Genomic DNA, 20,897 nt, shown 5'->3' with positions numbered 1-20,897 from the left:
GGCGGCGGCTACCGCATCAGTTCGCCGCCGTTCACGTTGAGGGTCTCACCCGTCACGAACCCCGCGTCACGGAGATACGCACAGCCGTCGGCGATATCCTCGACTTGGCCGATCCGCCCGACGGGGATCCGGGCGATCTCTTCGGCCATCTCCTCCTCCGTGCGGTCGCTCACCATGTCGGTCTCGATGTGGCCCGGCGCGACCGCGTTCACCCGGATTTCGGGCGCGAAGTCCGTGGCGTGGCTCTTGGTCAGCGAGAGCAACGCCCCCTTCGAGGAGGCGTAATGCACCTCGACCGGCGCGCCCTCGAACGCGAGGATCGAGGAGATGTTGACGATCGAGGGGCCGTCGCCTGACTCCCGCAGGTGGGGAAGCGCCGCCTTCGTGACGTTGAACGCGCTGTTGACGTTCACGTCCATCACGCGGTCGAAGTCCTCCGGGGAGAGCTCCTCGGTGAACACGTGCTGGTCGATCCCGGCGTTGTTGACGACGTGGTCGACGCCGCCGAACGCGTCGACCGCCGCCTCGACCAGCCGTGCGGCGGCGTCGGGGTCGGACACGTCGGCGCCGACGACGATCGCCTCCTGGCCGGCCGACCGAACCCGCGAGGCGGTCTCTTCGGCCGCCTCCTCGTTGGTGTGGTAGTTCACCGCGATGTCGTAGCCGTCGGCGGCGTAGCGCTCGGCGATCCCGCGTCCGATACCCCGCGACGAACCAGTGACGATAGCTGCTGGCACGGTTGTCAATCGTCGCTACGGCACTTGGCTCTCGGGGTGGCGGCGACGCCGGCCGGCGGCCGTCACCGGTGATCGACCGCCGCGACGCACTCTTGCCCACGCGGGCCCATCACCCGATATGGGTCGCTTGAGCCGGCTGCTGCGCCGACTCGCCCCGCCGCCGCGAGTCGTGGACTGGGCGATCCTCGCCGTCGTCGCCGGCGTCGTCGCCACGGGGCTGCTCGCGTGGACCGGCTGGCTCCCGCCGGCGCTGCTGGTCGATCTCCACGGTATCGTCGGCCTCACGCTCGCCGGCCTGCTCCTGTTCAAGTTCGCCCGGGTCTCCCGGCGCGTGCTGGACCGCGATCGCTGGGACCGTGCGACGCCGGTCTCGGTCCTCCTCGGTGTCGTCGCCGTCGCCGCGCTGGCCTCGGGCGCGTTCTGGGGGCTGGGCGGGAACGTCCCGGTCGGGCCGTGGACGACGCTCGCCGTCCACGTCGGCCTGGGGCTGCTCGTCGTCCCGATCCTCCTCCTGCATCTCCGGGCCCGCCTCCGGCTGCCCGCCCGGACCGACGCGTCCCGCCGGAGCGCGCTCCGACTCGGCGGCCTACTCGTCGCCGGCACGATCGCGTGGCGCCTCAGCGAGGCCGCCGCGTCGCTCCGCGGCACGACGATCGCGGACACCGGCTCGAAGCCGACGGGCGAACTGTACGACACCGACACCGAGGGCGGTGCCTTCCCCGTCACCTCCTGGGTCGCCGACGACCCCGAGCCGATCGACCGTTCGGACTGGACGCTCACGGTCGCGGGGCCGGCGGGGGAGCGCGAGATCACGTACGGCGAACTGCTCGGGCTCGCCGGCGACGGGCGCCGCGCGACGCTCGACTGCACCAGCGGCTGGTACACGGTACAGGACTGGGAAGGGGTCCGCGTGGGTGCCTTGTTCGAGGCAGCCGGCGTCGACGGCGGCGGGGCGCGCTGGGTACGCTTCGTCAGCGTCACGGGCTACCGTTGGAGCCTCCCGATCGAGGAGGCCCGCGACGCGCTGCTGTCGACGGCGATCGACGGCTCCCGGCTGCCCCACGGCCACGGCGGGCCCGCGCGGCTGGTCGCTCCGGGTCGCCGGGGGTTCCAGTGGGTGAAGTGGGTCGAGCGCGTCGAACTCCGGCGCGAGCCAGACCCGGCGCAGTGGCTGGTGACGCTGCTCAGCGGGTTCGACTGAGCCGACGCGGCTTTTTGTCGCTCGAGCCCACCCACCGACCATGGAGCATATCGCCGTCGACGATCTCGACGACAGCATCCAGGCCGCCGCGGTGATGCGCCACCTCACCGAGCCGCTCGGGCTGACGGACTTCGCGCTGAACTACTACGAACTGGAACCCGGCGACTCCTTCGCCTTCGCCTACCACAACCACGAGGTACAGGAGGAGGTGTTCTACGTGATAACGGGGACGGCGACGTTCGAGACCGAGTCCGGTTCCGTCGCGGTCGGACCCGACGAGGCGATCCGGTTCGGACGCGAGGAGTTCCAGCGCGGCTGGAACCGCGGCGACGAACGCGTCGTCGCGCTCGCGCTGGGCGCGCCGCTCGAGTACGGCGAGCAGGTGAAACGCCGCGACTGTCCGGCGTGTGAGACGGAGACCGACAACGAACTCGACCGCGCCGACGACGAGGACGCAGTCATCGCAGTCTGCAAGGTGTGTGGAACCGAAACTGGGCGCTGGTACCGCGGCCCGATGTCGGGTGAGGTGCCCTAACTACCCCGACTCCTCGCCGGGCTCGGACGCGTCCGCCTCCTCAACCGACACGGGCCCGCCCCTGCCCGTCCGGTCGCGCTCGCGGTCCGCGAGGATCGCGAACCCCGGAAGGCCGATGCCCAGGCCGACGGCGAAGGGGACCCAGAACAGCGGCTCGCCGACGAACAGCAGCGCGAGCGAGAAGACGAACGCGCCGATCACCGAGAACCCTGCCAGCCGGTCGAGCCGGTAGCTCCGTGCCGTGTCGTTCTCGCTCCCGGGAGACTCGCTCATACCGTGATCGAGGCGGCGCGCGCTCAAAGGCGCTGTGTTCCAGTCGCCGTCGGCGTTAGACCGCGAACTCGTACACGTCGTCGCCGACGTGGTGTAGCGACTCGACCACCTTCCCGCTGTCGCCGGCCATCTCCTCGCCGTCGACCAGCGCCCGTCCCACCGCCAGCGCCTTGCCGTGGCTCTCCTCGACGATCACGACGAGGTCGCCGTCCTCGATGCCCTCGTCGGCCTCGGTGATCCCGGGGCGCATCACGTCGGCGCCGTTGCTGACGAACGACACCGCGCCGGCGTCGACGGTGACGACACCCTCCGCGGGCGGGTGGGCGTTGGCGCCGCGCACCGAGAGGAACGGCTCGCCGTCGTAGTACAGCACGTCCGGGTCGCCGTCGACCAGCACCACGTCGAACTCGGTGTCCTCCAGCTCCACCAGTTCGTACGTGTCGGCGTCGAGGTCGACGCCCAGCCCCTCGCTGAGCGCGTTCTCGATCTCGGCTACGGCGTCGCTTCGGAGGTGGTGACGGGAGCTGATCTCCATACCTCCCGATGGGCCGTCTCGGGGCATAAATCGCCCGCTCCGAGCCGCGTCGCCGAACCGCTTTTGCCCGCGGGCGCCGAGAGCCGAGCCGATGCCCCCGCTCTGGCCCGCCGCGTTCCTCCTCGCCGGCGTCCTCGTCTGGCTCGGCGCCGCGCCCGCGCCGCTGACCGGGCTCCGCTTGCTCCGAATGCCCGATCGTCCCGTCTCGGACCTGCTCGGCGACCGGCCCGACCGCGCCTGCTTCTCCGGCACCGTCGTCGAGGCCGGAGACAGCCGAACTGTCGAGGCGCCGTTCTCGGGCCGCTCGGCCGTCGCGATGGCGTATCAAGTGCTGGAGGAGGAGTCCTCCGGGTTGTGGTGGCTCGGCTTCCCGTTCGGCACCATGACCAGCTTCGAACCCATCGACGGCGGCGCCGTCGCCAGCCCGTTCCTGCTCGACGACGGGAGCGGGCAGGTCCGGGTCGACCCCAGCGGCGCGACGTTCCGGCTCGAACCGGATACGGTGATCGGCGTGAAGGGTGGCGACACGCCGCCGGAGCGGATCCGGCGGTTCATCGACAGCAACGACGACGTCGACGACGAGGACGTGAGCGTCGGCCTCGGCCCGATCGAGTGGGGTGTCGGGACGGACCGTCGGTACGTCGAGCGCCGGGTCGAACCGGGCGACGGGGTGTTGGTCTGTGGTGCTGCCCGGGACGCGCGGGGTGCGGTCGGCGCCGTGCAGGCGACTATCGACGGCGGCTCGACGTTCCTGTTGGCCGACACGGACCGGCTGGGGCTCGCCCGACGGCTCCTCGTCGGCACGCCGGCCGCGGTGCTGCTCTCGGTGGCGCTGTTCGCGGGTGGCGGGCTGGTGTACGCCGGCTTCTTCGGCCTGCTCTGAGCCGGCTCGCCCTGTGGACGCTGTCGCCCCGAAACGCCTACCTGCCGGGTCCGCCAACGGGAACCATGAGCGAAACTGACGACGCCCAGGCCGAGGCCGGCACGGCCGAGGGACAGGGCCCCGTGCTGATCTCCGAAGCCCTCGACGAACGGCTGGAACAGAAACGCGACGAGCTGTTCGAGGAGTTCGACCTCCGTGACGAGTTCCCGCCCGCCGTGCTCCGGGAGGCCGAACGCCGCATCGAGAACGTCGAAGACGAGATCCAGGAGGAGATCGACGACCGCGAGGACCTCCGGGACCTGACCGCGTGGACGACAGACCCCGCCGACGCACAGGACTTCGACGACGCGCTGTCGGTCGAGGAGCACGACGACGAGTACGTGCTCTACGTCCACATCGCCGACGTGAGCCACTACGTCCACCCGGACTCGCTGATGTGGGAGGAGGCCGTCGAGCGCTGTAACACGGTGTATCTGCCGGGCTACACCACCCATATGCTCCCGCCCTCGCTCGCAGAGACGGTCTGCTCGCTCGTCCCCGAGGAGGATCGCCTCGCTCACACCGTCGAGATGCATCTCGACAAGGAGAACCTCTCCTTCGAGGAGATCGACATCTACAAATCGGTCATCAACTCGAACGAGCGCCTGACGTACACCCAGTGTGAGCACCGCCTCGACGACGAGGACGCGCCGCTGCACGAGGAGAACAAGCTGGCGTTCGACCTCGCCGACCGGATGCACGAACAGCGGAAGGCCGACGGCTCGCTCGTGCTCAACCCCCGCCGGGACCGAGCGCATACGATGATCGAGGAGTCGATGCTGAAGGCGAACAAGGCGGTGACGCACACGCTGATGTGGGACCGCGGCGTCGAGGCGATGTACCGGGTCCACCCCAGCCCACCCCGGAGCAGTGGAACGAGGCGCTGAAGGAGATTCAGGAGCTCGACGGCGTCTCCATCCCGGGCGAGGCGTTCGGGGACGACCCGCGCAAGGCGGTCAACGCGGCACTGGAGGAGTCACCCGGGCGCTCGCTGGACAAGATCCAGCGCGCCGTGTTGAAGGTGATGCCCCGCGCGAAGTACATGAACGACCCCTTCGGCGGCCACCACGCGCTCAACTTCGACATCTACGGCCACTTCACCTCGCCCATCCGGCGGCTGTCGGACCTGATCAACCACTGGATCGTCCACACCAACGAGGTGCCCGAGGACCTGATCGAACTCTGTGATCGGGCCTCGGACAAGCAGAAGGACGGCGAGACCGCCGAACGGCTCTACAAGCAGTTCATGCAGGAACAGGGGCTCGACCCCCACGCCGTCAACAACCGCGGCGTCGAAGTCGTCGACGCCGAGGACGCCGACCACGACGTGTAGGCGGCGGTGGCCGTGGCGCCGCTTCGTTATCCACCTTCTGACCCGGTCGATGCTCCCCGGACTGAGTAGGCGGCGGCCCCACCGATCGCGCGGAGTACAACCCCGGGGCGGGAGCCCCCGCCGGCACCGTACCCCACGGTAGTGGTCGAGAGCTCCGCGACGGGCACGGTTTGGGCGTGTGACGGCGTCATGCCCGCAAGGAGGACGAAGAACGTCGCTCCAGCGACGGCGCCGAGTACGCCCCCGCCGAGCGTCCCGGCGAGGCCGCCGACGGCCGCCTTTTACCTGGACATGCCTGCCACCTCGGGAACTAGCACCCTCGAGGGTGGGGGTGTCCAGGTCGCCGAGAGGGAAACACCCACGTACTACGACCCACTCCCCACGAGTAATGCGTACGACCCCGACCACCGGAGGCACACCGTGACCGACACAGACGAGACACGCGTCGGCGTCGACATCGGCGGCACGTTCACCGACGTGGTCGCCGTCCGCGACGGCGAGGTCACCGTCACGAAGACGCCCTCGACGCCCGACGAGCCCGAGCGCGGCGTGATGAACGGCCTCGACGAGAGCGAGTCCGCGGCGGGCTACACGCCCGAGACGGTCGACTTTTTCAGCCACGGCACTACCGTCGCCACCAACGCCGTGCTGGAGGGCACGTGGGCCGACACCGCTCTGGTGACGACCGAGGGGTTCCGCGACGCGCTGGAGATCGGCCGCCAGGACCGCCCGGACATCTACGACTTCGACGCCGAGAAGGCCGAGCCGGTGGTGCCGCGGGACCGCCGCTTCACGGTCCCGGAGCGCCTCGACGAGCGAGGGAGCGTCCTGCGCGAACTCGACGAGGACGCCGTGCGGGCGGTCGCCGCCGCCATCGACGACACTGGCGTCTCCGCGGTCGCGGTCTGTCTGCTGTTCGCCTTCGAGAACCCCGCCCACGAACACCGCGTCACCGAGATCCTGCGCGAGGAGTTGCCCGATGTCTCGGTTTCGCAGTCGAGCACCGTCCTCCCCGAGATCCGGGAGTACGAGCGCAGCGTCACCACGAGCCTCAACGCCGCACTCAAGCCCGTGATGTCCGACTACGTGGGGGAGCTGGAGCGGGAGGTCCGCGGCCGCGGCGTCGACGCCGCGGTGAAGATCATGCAGTCCAACGGCGGCCTGATCGACGCCGGCGCCGCCCGCGAGCGCCCGGTCAACACCCTGCTCTCCGGGCCCGCGGCAGGGGTTCAGGGGGCGACCCACGTCGCCGCCCGCGCGGGCTACGCGGACCTCATCACGATGGACATGGGCGGCACCTCCTGTGACGTGTCGCTCGTGCAGGACGGCGAGCCGGTCGTCTCGACCGACGTGGCCGTCGGCGACTACACCGTCGGCGTGCCGATGATCGACGTGCACACCGTCGGCTCCGGCGGCGGCTCGGTGGCGTGGGTCGACGCCGGCGGCGCGCTCCGCGTGGGGCCGCGCTCGGCGGGCGCGGATCCGGGCCCGATCTGCTACGGTCGCGGCGGCGAGCGCCCGACGACGACCGACGCCCACCTCCTCCTCGGGAGAATCGACCCCGAGGGGTTCCTGCCCGAGGACCGCGACGTGGGCGTCGCCGACGTGCGCGCGGCGTTCGAAGCGCTGGGCGACGAGCTCGGGATGGGGCCCGAGGAAACCGCACAGGGCGTGCTCGACGTGGCGAACGCGAACATGGCCCGCGCGCTGCGGGTCGTTTCCGTCGAGCGCGGCCACGATCCCCGGGAGTTCGCGCTCGTCGCCTTCGGCGGGGCCGGGCCGCTCCACGCGCCGACGCTCGCGGCGGAACTCGACGTGCCGACCGTGCTCGTCCCCGAACCGCGGGCGCGCTCTCCGCACTCGGGCTCCTCATCAGCGACGTGGGCTACGACTACAGCCAGTCGATGGTCCGGCCGTGGGACGCCGTCGACGCCGGCACCGTCGCCACTGCCTTCGCCGAACTCCGTGCCGAGGGCGACGACGAACTCGCCGCCGAGGACGTGCCGCCCGCCCGCCGCGAGTTCGAGCGCGTCGCCGATCTCCGCTACGCGGGGCAGTCCTTCGACGTATCCGTCCCGCTGCCCGACGGCGAGGTCGACGCCGCGATGCTCGAGACGATCGAGCGGCGCTTCCACGAGCGCCACGAGTCCCGCTACGGCCACGCCGACCCCGAGGAGCCGGTCGAACTGGTCACGCTGCGCCTGCACGCCCGGGGCGTCGTCGACTCGCCGGAAACGGCCAGCGTCGGCGCCGCCGGCACCGTCGACGACGCCGTCGCCGAGCGCCGCGAGGTCCGCTTCGACGGCGACGCCCACGACGCGCCGATCTACGACCGCGACCGCCTGCCCGCAGGCGGCGCCTTCGACGGGCCCGCGGTCGTCGAGGGGCCTGAGAGCACGGTCGTCCTCCGTCCCGGCCAGTCGGCTGAGGTGGATCCGGACGGGACGCTGGTCGTGGATACGGGGGTGGAGCGATGAGTGACGATCCCGCGGGTGGGGCGGCCCCGGCGGCACCGAGGTCGACCCAGTCACGCTGGAAGTCGTCCGGAACGGCTGCGTCGCGGTCGCCGAGGAGATGAACGCCAACCTCGTCCGCACGGGCTACTCGCCGAACATCAAGGAGCGCCGGGACTGCTCGTGTGCGCTGTTCGACGCCGACGGCGAGATGGTGAGCCAGGCCGAGAACATGCCGGTCCACCTCGGCGCGATGCCGTTCTCCGTCGCCGCGGCCGTCGACGCGTTCAAGGGCGACCTGAACCCCGGCGACGCGATCTTGCTCAACGATCCGTTCCGCGGGGGCGCCCACCTGCCCGACCTCACGCTCGTCTCGCCGGTGTTCGCTCCCGAGACCGTCGACGACGACGAACCGCGGCTCATCGCCTACGCCGCCAACCGCGCCCACCACGCCGACATCGGCGGCTCGACTGCGGGCTCTGTCGCCGCCGACTCCACCGAGATCTACCAGGAGGGGCTCCGGATCCCGCCGGTGAAACTGATCGAGGGCGGCGAGATCGACGACGACGTGTTCGACATGATCCTCGCGAACGTGCGCACGCCCGACGAGCGCCGCGGCGACGTGCGCGCCCAGGAGGCCGCAAACGAGACCGCCCGCGAGCGCGTCCACGGGATGGTCGAGGAGTACGGCGCCGACACGCTCGAAGCCGCCTTCGAGGCGGTGAAGGACTACTCCGAGCGCCGGATGCGCAGCGAGATCGAGGCGTTCCCCGACGGCACCTACGAGTTTTCGGACCTGCTCGACGACGACGGCCGCGGGAACGAGGACCTGCCCGTCGCGGTCGAGGTCACCGTCGACGGCGACGCGGTGGGCGTCGACTTCGCCGGCACCGCGCCCCAGACCGAGGGGCCGATCAACGCCGTGCTGGCGGTCACCTCTTCGGCGACGTACTACGCGGTTCGGTGCGTGACCGACCCGGAGATCCCGCCGAACCACGGCTGTTACCGACCCATCACGATCGACGCCCCCGAGCGCAGCCTCGTCAACCCCGAACCGCCGGCGGCGGTCGTCGGCGGCAACCTCGAGACGAGCCAGCGCGTGACCGACGTGGTGCTCGGCGCGTTCGCGACCGAGGCGCCCGAGCGCGTGCTCGCGGCGTGCCAGGGGACGATGAACAACGTCACCTTCGGCGGCACGGACCCGCGGGGGCGGACGGCGACGGCGACACAGGGGCGAACGGCGACGGCGAGCCGTACGCCTTCTACGAGACCCAGGGCGGGGGCTTCGGCGGCCGCGCGGGCAAGGACGGCATGGACGGCGTCCACGTCCACATGAGCAACACGATGAACACGCCCGCGGAGGTGCTGGAGACGGCCTACCCGCTGCGGATCCTGCGCTACGCGCTGCGGCCCGACTCCGGCGGCGCCGGCGAGTTCCGTGGCGGCCTCGGCCTCCGGCGGGATATCGAGGTTCGGGGCACGAGGCTCGGTTCAGCCTGCTCGCCGACCGGCAGCGCCACGCGCCGTACGGCCTGGAAGGCGGCGACGAGGGCGAGCGCGGCGCCGCGTACCTGTACGCCGACGCCGACGCCTACGCCGCAGCCACGGCCGACGCAGAGGGGGAGAAACTCCCCCAGAAGTCGGTTCACGACCTCCCGGCGGGGAGCGTCGTCAGCATCCGCACGCCCGGGGCCGGCGGCTACGGGGACCCCGACGACCGCGCGGCGGCGGCGATCGAGCGCGATCTCCGTCTGGGGAAGCTGACGCCCGCGGCCGCCGAGGCGCGCTACGGCGTCGAGGAACCCGGCTCGGCAGCCGGCGGGGCGCAGTCCGCCGACGCCGACCACGCGGACGCCGACGACGAGTAGGCGCCCGAACCCATCCGGACGCTTATGGTTCCGGCTGGCGAGCATCGAGTATGAGCGACGACGACGCCCCCGAGGTGCCGATCCACTGTCCCGCGTGTGAGACCACCACTCGGGTGCCGCTCGACGAGCTCGCCGAGCGGATCGACCGACACAACGAGTCGGTCCACGACGGCGAGGAGCTCGCCCGGGTCGACCCCGAACTCGCGGCGGCGTTTCAGGACCTCGTCGTCGAAGACCTCGGGCTGCTGGAGGAGGAGTAACGTGGCGAACGCTTATGGCGTCGCTGGCCGAGGCTAAGGCGTGTTCCGTGACCGCCGCGGGGTGAGCGAGACCGTCGGGTTCGTGCTCGTGTTCTCGCTCGTGTTGCTCACGGTCGGTACCGTTCTCACCGTCGGCTACGCCGGCCTGCAGGACGCCCGCGACGCCGAGCGCGTCAACAACGCCGAGCGCGCCTTCGACGTGCTCGCGAACAACATCGAGGACATCACCGCCCGCGGCGCCCCAGCCGCGGGACCGAGATCCGGCTGGCGGAGGCGAGCATCGGCCCCGGCGAACCGGTGACGATGAACATCTCGGGGTTCGCAGCCGACGGCTCGCGCCAGTTCTCAACGGGGAACAACACGCTCGACACCATCGAGTACGAGGCCGACGGGACGAAGATCCGCTACGCGGGGGTGCGGTGACGCGGGTCCAGTCCGACGGCTCGACGCTGCTGGGCGACCCCAACTACCGTCTCGCGAACGACAGCGTGATCATCCCGGTCGTGGAGCTCACCGTCCAGGAGCGGACGATCGCCGGATCGCGGACCGTGCTCGTACGCGCTGACCGCACCCTCAACGACGTGGAGATCGACCAGACCGACGTCGATCGACTGACTGTCAACCTCACCACGCCGGCGGCGGGCGCGTGGCAGACGTACTTCGAGGGTGAAGGGATGGACTGCAACCGCCCGGACGGCGACGACGGCAGCCGGCTCACCTGTGAAGTCGAGAACGTCGATCGCGTCCAGCTCGTTCGGTTCACTATCGACGTGACGTTCGACTGAGTCCGGGCGCTGATTCTCCCCCTTCTCGCTGCTCGATCGGTCCTAACGGTGGACTCGCTGGGAGCCCCGCGAGTGATCGGCGTGGACGGGTGGGACTAGCGCGAGTTTACGACTGAACGAACGAAGTGAGTGAAGAAGTGGACTCGCTGGGATTTGAACCCAGGGCCTCTTCCTTGCGAAGGAAGCGATCTACCACTGATCTACGAGCCCGCACTCGAATCGATGCGGGGGAGCGGTTTGAACGTTGCGCTTCCTCGTCGCGTCGACGACGCGCGCCGTCGGTGGCGCGGCCGCTACCAGGGTGAGAAAACGTGAGAACGGAAGGTCGCTCAGTCCTCGAGGACGATCTCGATCGAGACGTCGTTCGGGACCTGAATCCGCATCAGCTGGCGGAGCGCGCGCTCGTCCGCGTCGATGTCGATCAGCCGCTTGTGGACCCGCATCTCCCAGTGCTCCCACGTGGCGGTCCCCTCGCCGTCAGGGGACTTCCGCGAGGGCACGTTGAGCTCCGTCGTCGGGAGCGGAATGGGGCCCGAGAGCGAGACGCCCGTCTTCTCCGCGATTTCGCGGACGTCGTCGCAGATCTCGTCCAGATCCTCCGGGCTCGTTCCCGTCAGTCGGACGCGGGCCTGTTGTTCGGGCATCTATCGCTCTTCGACGCTCAGGACCTTGCCGGCCGCGATGGTCTGACCCATGTCGCGGATGGCGAAGCTCCCCAGCTCCGGGATCTCGCTCGACGGCTCGATCGAGAGCGGCTTCTGGGGTCGGACAGTGACGACCGCGGCGTCGCCGGACTTGATGAAGTCCGGGTCCTCCTCGGCGACCTCGCCGGTCGACGGGTCGATCTTCTGGTCGATCGACTCGATCGTACACGCGACCTGTGCGGTGTGGGCGTGGAACACCGGCGTGTAGCCGGCGGTGATCACGCTCGGGTGCTGCATGACGACGACCTGCGCCTGGAACGTCTCCGCGACGCTGGGCGGGTCGTCGGCCGGGCCACAGACGTCGCCACGGCGGATGTCGTCCTTGCCGATGCCGCGGACGTTGAACCCGACGTTGTCACCGGGCGCAGCGCTGGGCACCTCTTCGTGGTGCATCTCGATCGTCTTCACCTCGCCGCCCACGTCGCTGGGCTGGAAGGAGACGTTGTCGCCCATGTTGAGCGTCCCCGTCTCGATCCGTCCGACCGGGACCGTCCCGATACCGGAGATGGTGTACACGTCCTGGATCGGCAGTCGGAGCGGCGCGTCCGTCGGCGGCTCCGGCTCCGGCAGGTCGTTGAGGGCCTCGAGCAGGGTCGGGCCGTCGTACCAGGCCGTCTCGTCGGACTCCTCGGCGATGTTGTCGCCCTCGAACGCCGAGATCGGGATGAACGTCGTGTCGTCCGTCGCGAACTGGACCTGGTTCAGCAGGTCCGTAACCTCGCTGATGACCTCCTTGTAGGAGTCCTCGCTGTAGTCGACGAGGTCCATCTTGTTGATCCCGATGATGAGCTCGTTGATACCCAGCGTGCGGGCCAGGAACACGTGCTCTCGGGTCTGGGGCGCGACGCCGTCGTCGGCGGCGACGACGAGCACCGCGTTGTCGGCCTGCGAGGCGCCCGTGATCATGTTCTTCACGAAGTCACGGTGGCCCGGACAGTCGACGATGGTGAAGTTGTAGTCGTCGGTGTCGAACTCCTGGTGGGCGATGTCGATGGTGACACCACGCTCTCGCTCCTCGGCGAGGTTGTCCATGACGTAGGCGAACTCGAAGCCGCCCTTGCCCTTCTCCTCGGCTTCCTCTTTGTGCTGCTCGATGACGTGCTCGGGGACGCTCCCTGTCTCGTACAGGAGCCGGCCCACGAGGGTACTTTTCCCGTGGTCGACGTGGCCGATAATGGCCAAGTTCTGGTGCGGTTGGTCTTCGCTCATGATGGATTCACGCGCTAAAGGCGCTGTGGGGAAACGTTCGGCAGAACGCCGTAAAACCATTTCGATACGTACCACCGGAAACCGGCCGCGTACGGCGGTTTGTGCCACCGTACCGTGGTTCTGGCCTCAGCGGGGGGCAATCGCCCCACGTCGGACAGCACCGCCGACGCCGTCTCGGGGCCGCCGGCGCCGTGCCCCGAGAGGTTGAGTCGGCCGGCGTGGGCCGTCTCGACCTGGACGATGTTCTGGGTGCCGGTCACCGCGAGCGTGCCGTTCTGGGTCACCAGCCGCGGGCCGACACGGACGCCGTCGGGCGACGCCTCGGCGATCAGCCGCACCGTCCGGCCGTCGTCCCCGGCCAGCGAGAGCGCGCTCACCGGGAGATCTTCGATCCCGGCGACCTCTGCGTCCGACAGCGAGAGTGCGTCCTCGCCGCGGGCCTCCCTGAGCACGTTTGCGACGATCACGCCCTTCAGCGCCGCGTCGGTCCCGTCCACGTCGAACGTCGGGTCGGCCTCCGCGACGCCTAACTCCTGGGCCTCCGCGAGCACGTGGTCGTAGCTCAGCCCCTCGGCGGCCATCCGGGAGAGCACGAAGTTCGCGGTGCCGTTGAGCACCCCCGGACGCGCTGGACCCGGCTCGGCCCGAAGTCCTCGACGGTCCGGACCGCGGGGATCGCGCCACCGACGGTGGCCTCGAACCGGAGGGCGCCCGCGCTCTCGCGGGCGGCGGCCCGGATCTCGTCGTACCGTTCCGCGACGGGGCCCTTGTTCGCCAGCACGACGTGGCGGTCCCGCTCGAGTGCGGCGACGGCGTTGGAGAAGCCGGGTTCGGCGTCGCCGAGCGTCGTCGGCGTCGCCTCGACCAGCACGTCGTAATCTGCCGCGAGGAGGTCGGCGTGGTCGGCGTCGCCGACGACGCCGGTCTCGGATTTGCGTTCGAGTGCCGCAGCCACGTCGAGTGGGTCCGCCAGCGCGGCCCCCGTCGAGTCCGCGATGCCGATCACGTCGTGGCCGGCGTCGCCGGCCAGTTCGGCGACGGATCGGCCGACGGCGCCGGCGCCGACGATCGCGAGCCTCATGCGTCCGTCCCCAGCGGTTCGACGACGGTCAGCCCCTTGGCGTCGGCGATCTCGCGAACGCGATCCAGCGCGACCCCGCGCTCGCCCGAGCGCGCACCCAGCCGCAGGTACGCACTCGACACCGCTTCGACGCCGTCGGGCGCCGACAGCGACAGCTCCTCGACGGAGACCGTCGACGTGCGCTCGATCTCCCGCAGCGTCGCCGAGAGGTCGGTGTCCACCAGATGGCCGGTCAACAGCACGCGGAACGCCTCACCGTAGTACTCCTCGTCGGCGGCGACGACGGTCACGCCCGCCTCGCGGAGCCCCTCGATCACGTCGTCGAACCGGCCGGCCGGACAGTCGATGGCCACCTCGACGGGGATGCGCCCGCCCGGGGTGAGGTTCCCCCGCTCGTGGAACACCGACAGCAGGTTCCCGCCGTGCTCGGCGATCGGTTCGAGCGCGGCTCTGAGCTCGCCCGGCTCGTCTGTGAGCTCGAGCCGGAGCGTGTGGGTGGTGACGCTGTCCTGCCGGCTCATTGCGTGACGGCACCTCGGTCGAACGGATACGCGTGAAGCACGTTCGAACGGAGCTTCTGGGTCGGTAAAAGCCTTCCCGGGGTGTGTGAGCCGCCGCTCGTCGAACGGGAAAGAGCGAAGAGATATCGCAGAGGGGGCCGAGTTAGAGGTAGTCGATCGACTCGGGGAGCTCGAGCTTCATCCCCTTGCGCTCGCGGATCTCCATGATCTTCTCGCGCTGGAGGTTGTCCGCCATCACGCGGAAGCCGGCGTTTTCGGTGTTCCACGAGGCACGCCCCTCGGTCGCGCTCCGGATGTCGCTGGAGAAGCCGATCATCTCCTCGACGGGTGCGACGCCCTCGACGACCATCAGGCCGCCCTCCTGGTACATGTCGTCGACGCGGCCACGGCGACCCTGGATCTCGCCGGAGGCGGCGCCCATGTGCTCGCTCGGCACGTCGATGCGGACGTCCTGGATCGGCTCCAGCAGCCGGATCTCGCCGTCGATCAGTGCGTGGTGGACGGCCTCACGAACGGCCGGGATGACCTGTGCGGGACCACGGTGGATGGTGTCCTCGTGGAGGCGCGCGTCGTGCAGTCGCAGCAGCGTCCCCTGGACGGGCTCGGCCGCCAGCGGGCCGTCGTCGAGCGCCTCGCTCAGGCCTTCGACCACCAGCTCCATCGTCTCGTTCAGGTGCTGGATCCCCTTCGTGTCGTCGATGAGGATGTTGGTGCCGTGGATCGTCTCCACGTTCTGGGAGGTGTCCTTGTCCATGCCGGCGTCCTGCAGCGCCTCGCGGCGCTCCAGTTCGGGCATGTCCATGGAGACCTCGCCGCGCTGGATCGCCTCCACGATCTCCTGACCCATCGGGTGGATGGAGATGTAGAACTTGTTGTGGCGGTTGGGCGAGACCCCTTCGACCTCGCGGGACTCCTCCTGGGGCTGCTCGCGGTACACCACGATCGGCTCACCGGTGTTGACCGGGATGCCCTGCTCCTTCTCGATACGCTGGGTGATCACTTCGAGGTGGAGCTCGCCCTGCCCGGAGATGAGGTGCTCGCCCGTGTCCTCGTTGATCTCGATCTGGATCGTCGGGTCCTCCTTGGCGACCTGCTGGAGCGTCTCGATCAGCTTCGGCAGGTCGTCCATCGTCTGTGCCTCGACGGACTTCGTGATCACCGGCTCCGAGATGTGTTCGATCGACTCGAACGGCGTCATCTCCACGGAGGAGACGGTCGAGCCGGCGATGGCGTCGCGCAGGCCCGTGACGGAGGCGATGTTCCCCGCGGGCACGCGCTCCACTTCCTCGCGTTCGCTCCCCATGAACAGCCCGACGGACTGGATCCGGTTCTTCCCGGCCGTGCCGGAGACGTAGAGGTCCTGACCCTTCTCCAGCGTGCCGGAGAACACGCGACCAGTCGCGATCTCGCCGGCGTGGGGGTCCATCGAGATGTCGGTCACCATGAACACGACGTCGCCGTCCTCGTTGACCAGCCGCATGTCCTCGGCGAGCTCGGACTCCGCGTCGCCACGCCAGATGCGCGGGACACGACGGGGCTGGGCGTCGACGGGGTTCGGGAAGTGCTCACAGACCATGTCGAGCACCACGTCCGACAGCGGCGAGCGCTCGTGCAGCTCGTCGCGCTTGTCGTTGCGCTCCAGCTCGATGATGTCCTCGAAGGAGATGCCGGTGCGCTGCATCGACGGCATCGAGACGCCCCACTTGTAGAGCGCCGAGCCGAACCCGACGGTGCCGTCCTCGACGGACACCGTCCAGTCGTCGTTGATGTCGTCCATCTCCTCGATCATCCCGCGGATGAGCTCGTTCACGTCGGCGATGACGCCGAGGAGACGCTCCTGCATCTCCTCCTCGCCCTCCTGGAGCTCGGAGATCAGGCGGTCGACCTTGTTGATGAACAGCGTCGGCTTCACGCCCTCGCGGAGCGCCTGCCGAAGCACCGTCTCCGTCTGGGGCATCGCGCCCTCGACGGCGTCGACGACCACCAGCGCGCCGTCGACGGCACGCATCGCGCGGGTCACGTCGCCACCGAAGTCGACGTGGCCCGGGGTGTCGATCAGGTTGATGAGGTGGTTGGTGTCCTCGTACTCGTGGGTCATCGAGACGTTCGCCGCGTCGATCGTGATCCCACGCTCCTGTTCGTCCTCCTTCGTGTCCATCGCCAGCTGCTCGCCGGCGGTCCCTTCGGAGATCATCCCCGCGCCGGCGAGGAGGTTGTCCGAAAGGGTCGTCTTCCCGTGGTCGACGTGGGCGGCGATGGCGATGTTCCGGATGTTCTCCGGGGTGTCCATCAGCCGCTCACACTCTTGGACAATTTTCTTGCGTCGGCCCATTACCGTCGAGTACCCGTGGCGGGGTCAAAAGGGTAGTGTTTCGCGTAGGCGGGTGTGGCACCGCCACACGGCGGTTTGGCCGTTCGTGCGGACGGTTTCGGCTCGCCGCCTCTAACCCGCTCCGGAACCGGCGGCTGACCGTCGCCGCCTCTAACCCGCTCCGGAACCGGCGGCTGACCGTCGCCGCCTCTAACCCGCTCCGGAACCGGCGGCTGACCGTCGCCGCCTCTAACCCGCTCCGGAACCGGCGGCTGACCGTCGCCGCCTTCTACCCGCGCCCCCCGAAACCGTCTTCCCCCTCTACCCCGTGGTACAGATACACATGGATATACGACTCCCCGACAACGGCCCCGCGGAGCCGTTTCTCGGCGCAGCAGACCTCCTGGAGACTGAGAGCGACATCGCCGACCCAGTCCACGTCCGCGTCCGCGACGATCCCGACGAGCGGACCTGGGCCGGCCACTACGAGGATCGCCACGTGCTCAACATCTCCCGGCAGGCCGCAACGAGCGCGATGGCCCGGGAGCTGGCGTTACACGAGCTCTCACACATGGCGCGCTACGAGCAGGAACACCCCTCCCACCATCAGTCGACCCGGGAGGCCATCTTCCTCGCGCTGGCCGGGAAAAGCGTCGAACGCCGCAAGCTGACTCACGTCCACCAGCTCGCCAACCACATGAAGGACATCTACGCCGACGACATCACCCTCTCTGTCGCGCCCGGCAGGAAGCTGGTGACGTTTCTCGAGTCCCGGCTGGCCGACGCCGTCGCCGATCGTCCGCCCGCGGTGCCGACGGGCTGGCAGCTCGCGACGCCGGGCTCGGACCCGGAGATCACGGCGGTCAACGCCGCCTTCGCGCTCGCGCTGGTCGAGCGCCACGATCTCGTCGACGAGAGCCACCGCATCTACGACCTCGCGCACGCGGCCGCGGACGACGCGCCCGAGGTCGGCGTCGAGCGCTTCGCCGAGACGTTCCGCTCGCTGGCCGCCGACCCCTCCGAGAGCGAGTACCGGAAGGCGCTGGTCGACGTGACCCGCGCGTACGTGGGTGCGGACTAGTTCTCGGTGATCCGCACCAACACGTCGTCGCGCTCCCGCGGGAACGGATCCTTCGCCCGCCCGTCGCGGTTGGACGTGATCGCGTACAGTGCGCCGTCGGGGCCCTCCTCGACGTGGCGGATCCGCCCGAGTTCGTTCACCAGCAGGTCGTGACTGGTGACGGTGTAGGCGTCGTCGAGCCAGCCGGCGTCCTGGCGCACTCCGGTCTCGCCCAGCGCCGGCGGCTCGCCGTCCGGCGGGGTCAGGGTGAACGCCTTCAGCCGTTGGTGAACCAGACAGCCGACAAGCAGGCGATTGGAGAGCGTCGGCGCCGCGTCGCCGCGGTAGAACGTTGAGCCCGACGGCGCCCACGTCACGCCCTCGACCTGTGAGCTCGCGACCGGCGGGCGGTAGTCGGTGTCGGCGTACTCGGTCTCGCTTGCCGCCTCGGGCCAGCCGTAGTTCGTGCCGACTTCGAGCGCGTTCAGCTCGTCGGGACCGGTGCCGTGTTCGTTCTCGACCGGCGTCGCGTCCGGGAGCCAACTGATCCCCTGGGGGTTGCGGTGACTCAGCGTGAACACTCGCGGGTCGCCGCCGCTCTCGTTCTCCGGCGCGCCCTCCCCGGTGGGCGTGAGCCGGTGGATCTTCCCCGCCAGCGACGAGGGGTCGGCCGCGAGCTCGCCGTCGCCGGCGTCGCCGGTCGTCACCCAGAGGTAGTTGGCCGGGCCGAACCGCACGCGGCCGCCGTTGTGGATGTTCGCTCTGGTCCCTTCCCGTGCGGGCGCCTCGAGCAACACGTTCGCCGGCTCCGACGGCTGATCGCTCTCGGGGTCGAAGGCGGCGACTCGGACCACCAGCTCCCGGTCGTCCGTCCCGATGTCGGCGGTGTAACAGACGTACAAAAGCGGCACGTCGGGGTAGTTCGGGTGGACTTCGACGCCCATCGTGCCGCCCTCACCGCCGTCGACGAACCAGCTGGCCTCGTCGCTCCCGGGCTCGACGGAGCCGGCGTCGATGACGTTCGCCGGCTCGAACAGCGGCGTCACCTCGCCGTCGGCGTACCGCAGCACCTGCCCCGTCCGTTGGGTGAGAAACAGCTCGCCGTTGTCGGCGAAGGAGAGGTCCCACGGGATCTCCAGGGTCTCGGCCAACACCTCGATCTCGAGGTCGGGCTCGGCGGCGTCGGTCGGCGCCGACCAGTCGGGGTCGTAGCCGTCCCAAGCCGTCTCGTCGTGGTCGAGGCTCGGGTCGTACCCCGGCGTTCCGGATCCCGGTGGGTCCGTCGACGAGTCCGTCGGCGGGTCGTTGGGATCGTCGAGACTGTTACAGCCCGCGAGGCCGATCGTCGAGAGGGCCAGCATCGTCCGGCGGGAGAGCACGTCGGGGTCCATTGCCCGGGTATCCACGAGCCGGGAGTAAATGCCTTCTGTCGCTGTCGACGCTCGGCGCCGTCGGGGCCCGACGGATCGACGGCGCCGCCGCTCTCGGGCTGGAGAACGAAAGAGAGGGAGAGAACCGCTTAGCGGGCCGCGGCGGCGACGCGCTCGGTCTCCTCCTTCTGGGAGATCGGGTAGACCTGCACGTCGTAGTCGGCGGCGCCGATGAGCTGCTGGGCCAGCGCCTCCTCGACGGGGGTGGCCGTGTTGCGCGAGCCGTTGAGCGTGCCCTGCGCGATGAACTTCAGCCCCTGGTCGACGCGACGCTGAGGCGCCACGTCGACGGCTTTCGGGACGGAGATCCCGCCGTACTTCAGGCGGACGGTCTCCTCGCGCGGCGCGGCGTTCTCGACCGCGGTGACGAGCACTTGTGCGGGGTTCTCGTCCGTCTGCTCGTGGACGATCTCGAAGGCGTCGCGCACGATACGCGTCGTCTTCTGTTTGTGACCCGTGTTGTCCTCGGTCTGCATCAGTCGGTTGATCAGGCGCTCGACGACGCTTATCTCGGACTTCTCGAACTGCTTGCTCGCGTGACGGCCCATCGTGTGTGCGACGGGCGTCACGTTGAGGTAGCGCTGGGTGGAGGGATCGGAGTACTCGATCTCGCTCACGTCCCACTCGCCGAACAGCTTCGCGCCCGTGGTGGACGACTCCGCTTCGGCCTCGGCTTCGGCGTCGACCTCCTCGGTCTCGGCTTCGGCGGCTTCTTCCTCGCTCATCGGACGGGTTTCTCCGCGTTCCCGCGAACCAGTTCGATCAGCGACACGCCGTTGACCTTCTCGACCTTGTAGTTGACACCGGAGATGTCACCCATCGCACGACCCTTCGAGCCACCGATCCCGGCGATCGTGACCTCGTCGTGCTCGTCGATGAACGAGATGGCGCCGTCACCGGGACAGAACGCGGTGACCTGCTTCCCGTTCTTGATGAGCTGGACCCGGACACATTTCCGGATGGCCGAGTTCGGCTGCTTCGCCTCGATGCCGACCTTCTCCAGCACGATCCCTCGACCCTGGGGCGCTCCCTCGAGCGGGTCGGACTTCTCCTTGAGTCCGCGTTCTCGGCGCGCGTACTCGGAGTCGGACCACCGCCGCTTCTGGCGGTCCTTCTTGAGTTTGCGCGCGGCGTATTTGCCGTTCGCCATACCCCAACTCCTCGACGGAGCCACTTAAGCGTCCCCTTTCGGCGAAGAGAAACGGTCGGAGAACGCGTTAGAGGTACCGCTACTCCGATCTGCGCCGGTCGCGTCCTAGGCCAACTGCACGTCGTCGATGTCGAAATGCCGTGCCGCCAGCCGTCGGGCGGTCTCGATCGACTCGCCGTCGGCGCCGATGGCGACGCCGCGGTCGGCCTGAGCCACCTCGACGTACGCGACCGTGCTGCCGCCCTGCGTCGAGAGAGTGACGTTACGCACGGCCGCGGGCGCGAGGCAGTTCGCGACGAACGCCGCCGGCTCGTCGGCGTTCTCGACCAGGTCGACGCGCATGCCCAACTCCGCCTCGACCGCGTCGACGGTCTGGCCGTTGGGGCCGATCGCCGCCCCCATCTCGCCGGCCGGGATCAGGAACACCGCGCGGTCCTCGTCGACGAGGCAGTCGACCGGCGCCACGCCGGTCACCTCGTCGAAGGCGCCGATGTACTGCCGGGCCTCGTCCGACAGCGTCAGCGTCATC

Annotated in this window: 18 protein-coding genes, 1 tRNA gene and 4 pseudogenes; 10 read left to right on the top strand and 13 right to left on the bottom strand. The window is 69.6% G+C overall.

The genetic code is table 11. From position 1 onward, the window contains the following. Window positions 1-8 precede the first annotated feature (8 nt). Entirely contained in the window at window positions 9-737 is a 729-nt protein-coding gene (locus tag SY89_RS04875) for an SDR family NAD(P)-dependent oxidoreductase (protein WP_054583365.1), read from the bottom strand. A 118-nt stretch (window positions 738-855) separates the two neighbouring features. Between SY89_RS04875 and SY89_RS04870 the strand changes: the two genes are divergently transcribed. Both SY89_RS04870 and SY89_RS04865 read left to right on the top strand, forming a co-directional pair. Then, window positions 856-1,938: a molybdopterin-dependent oxidoreductase gene (locus SY89_RS04870; protein WP_054583364.1), complete on the top strand. Its 1,083-nt coding sequence runs from the start codon at window positions 856-858 to the stop codon at window positions 1,936-1,938. A 40-nt stretch (window positions 1,939-1,978) separates the two neighbouring features. Further along, entirely contained in the window at window positions 1,979-2,473 is a 495-nt protein-coding gene (locus tag SY89_RS04865; RefSeq protein WP_054583363.1) for a cupin domain-containing protein, read from the top strand. On the opposite strand, the gene SY89_RS04860 is transcribed toward SY89_RS04865, so the two are convergent. Together SY89_RS04860 and SY89_RS04855 are read right to left on the bottom strand one after the other, a co-directional pair. After that, on the bottom strand, window positions 2,474-2,746 hold the full coding sequence (locus SY89_RS04860) for a hypothetical protein (RefSeq protein WP_054583362.1): 273 nt from the start codon (window positions 2,744-2,746) through the stop codon (window positions 2,474-2,476). A gap of 55 nt (window positions 2,747-2,801) precedes the next feature. Beyond that, window positions 2,802-3,281, bottom strand: coding sequence for an RNA-binding protein (locus SY89_RS04855; protein ID WP_054583361.1), 480 nt, complete (start codon window positions 3,279-3,281; stop codon window positions 2,802-2,804). 91 nt (window positions 3,282-3,372) lie between these two features. Between SY89_RS04855 and SY89_RS04850 the strand changes: the two genes are divergently transcribed. From SY89_RS04850 to SY89_RS04820, 7 genes and pseudogenes are all read left to right on the top strand, one after another. After that, window positions 3,373-4,164, top strand: a complete 792-nt coding sequence (locus SY89_RS04850; RefSeq protein WP_054583360.1) for a hypothetical protein — start codon at window positions 3,373-3,375, stop codon at window positions 4,162-4,164. A gap of 65 nt (window positions 4,165-4,229) precedes the next feature. After that, window positions 4,230-5,536 (top strand): annotated as a pseudogene (locus SY89_RS04845) (RNB domain-containing ribonuclease). A 420-nt stretch (window positions 5,537-5,956) separates the two neighbouring features. Further along, a pseudogene (locus tag SY89_RS04840) lies at window positions 5,957-8,013 on the top strand (hydantoinase/oxoprolinase family protein). Then, window positions 8,010-9,857: pseudogene (locus SY89_RS04835) on the top strand (hydantoinase B/oxoprolinase family protein). Before SY89_RS04840 ends, SY89_RS04835 begins: the two co-directional pseudogenes overlap by 4 nt. A 50-nt stretch (window positions 9,858-9,907) precedes the next feature. Next, on the top strand, window positions 9,908-10,117 hold the full coding sequence (locus SY89_RS04830) for a hypothetical protein (protein WP_054583359.1): 210 nt from the start codon (window positions 9,908-9,910) through the stop codon (window positions 10,115-10,117). 40 nt (window positions 10,118-10,157) lie between these two features. Continuing rightward, window positions 10,158-10,418, top strand: a complete 261-nt coding sequence (locus SY89_RS04825) for a DUF7289 family protein (RefSeq protein ID WP_054583358.1) — start codon at window positions 10,158-10,160, stop codon at window positions 10,416-10,418. Window positions 10,419-10,536: 118 nt separating this feature from the next. After that, window positions 10,537-10,902, top strand: a complete 366-nt coding sequence (locus SY89_RS04820) for a DUF7289 family protein (RefSeq protein WP_054583357.1) — start codon at window positions 10,537-10,539, stop codon at window positions 10,900-10,902. A gap of 138 nt (window positions 10,903-11,040) precedes the next feature. Here SY89_RS04820 and SY89_RS04815 read toward each other — a convergent pair. From SY89_RS04815 to SY89_RS04790, 6 genes and pseudogenes are all read right to left on the bottom strand, one after another. Continuing rightward, a tRNA-Ala gene (locus tag SY89_RS04815) sits at window positions 11,041-11,112 on the bottom strand. A gap of 119 nt (window positions 11,113-11,231) precedes the next feature. Further along, window positions 11,232-11,546, bottom strand: a complete 315-nt coding sequence (gene rpsJ / locus SY89_RS04810; protein ID WP_054583356.1) for a 30S ribosomal protein S10 — start codon at window positions 11,544-11,546, stop codon at window positions 11,232-11,234. Further along, entirely contained in the window at window positions 11,547-12,815 is a 1,269-nt protein-coding gene (gene tuf / locus SY89_RS04805) for a translation elongation factor EF-1 subunit alpha (RefSeq protein WP_054583355.1), read from the bottom strand. 134 nt (window positions 12,816-12,949) lie between these two features. Next, a pseudogene (locus SY89_RS04800) lies at window positions 12,950-13,896 on the bottom strand (homoserine dehydrogenase); the annotation flags it as partial. Next, complete coding sequence (locus SY89_RS04795; protein WP_054583354.1) at window positions 13,893-14,417, bottom strand: hypothetical protein; 525 nt, start codon at window positions 14,415-14,417, stop codon at window positions 13,893-13,895. The gene SY89_RS04795 and the pseudogene SY89_RS04800, both read right to left, overlap by 4 nt. Before the next feature lie 142 nt (window positions 14,418-14,559). Continuing rightward, window positions 14,560-16,749: an elongation factor EF-2 gene (locus SY89_RS04790; RefSeq protein ID WP_054583353.1), complete on the bottom strand. Its 2,190-nt coding sequence runs from the start codon at window positions 16,747-16,749 to the stop codon at window positions 14,560-14,562. Between the two features lie 322 nt (window positions 16,750-17,071). Here SY89_RS04790 and SY89_RS04785 point away from each other — a divergent pair, with 322 nt between their 5' ends. Then, complete coding sequence (locus SY89_RS04785; protein WP_054583352.1) at window positions 17,072-17,809, top strand: DUF5781 family protein; 738 nt, start codon at window positions 17,072-17,074, stop codon at window positions 17,807-17,809. Here SY89_RS04785 and SY89_RS04780 read toward each other — a convergent pair. The 4 genes from SY89_RS04780 to SY89_RS04765 all read right to left on the bottom strand — a co-directional run bounded on the left by SY89_RS04780 (window position 17,806) and on the right by SY89_RS04765 (window position 20,896). Further along, window positions 17,806-19,179: a PQQ-dependent sugar dehydrogenase gene (locus SY89_RS04780; protein WP_054583351.1), complete on the bottom strand. Its 1,374-nt coding sequence runs from the start codon at window positions 19,177-19,179 to the stop codon at window positions 17,806-17,808. The two genes, SY89_RS04785 and SY89_RS04780, sit on opposite strands and share 4 nt — an antisense overlap. Before the next feature lie 128 nt (window positions 19,180-19,307). Continuing rightward, the gene (locus SY89_RS04775) at window positions 19,308-19,943 is read right to left on the bottom strand and encodes a 30S ribosomal protein S7 (protein ID WP_054583350.1); all 636 of its coding nucleotides are present in this window, start codon (window positions 19,941-19,943) and stop codon (window positions 19,308-19,310) included. Further along, window positions 19,940-20,368, bottom strand: coding sequence for a 30S ribosomal protein S12 (locus tag SY89_RS04770; RefSeq protein WP_049979636.1), 429 nt, complete (start codon window positions 20,366-20,368; stop codon window positions 19,940-19,942). Before SY89_RS04770 ends, SY89_RS04775 begins: the two co-directional genes overlap by 4 nt. Window positions 20,369-20,473: 105 nt before the next feature. Next, entirely contained in the window at window positions 20,474-20,896 is a 423-nt protein-coding gene (locus tag SY89_RS04765) for a NusA-like transcription termination signal-binding factor (protein ID WP_054583349.1), read from the bottom strand. Between the last annotated feature and the right edge of the window lies 1 nt (window position 20,897).

Source organism: Halolamina pelagica (assembly GCF_001307315.1).
GTDB classification, from domain to species: Archaea; Halobacteriota; Halobacteria; order Halobacteriales; family Haloferacaceae; genus Halolamina; species Halolamina pelagica_B.
Note: the sequence above shows the minus strand (reverse complement) of the source record. Positions and strands in the feature narration are given on the sequence as shown.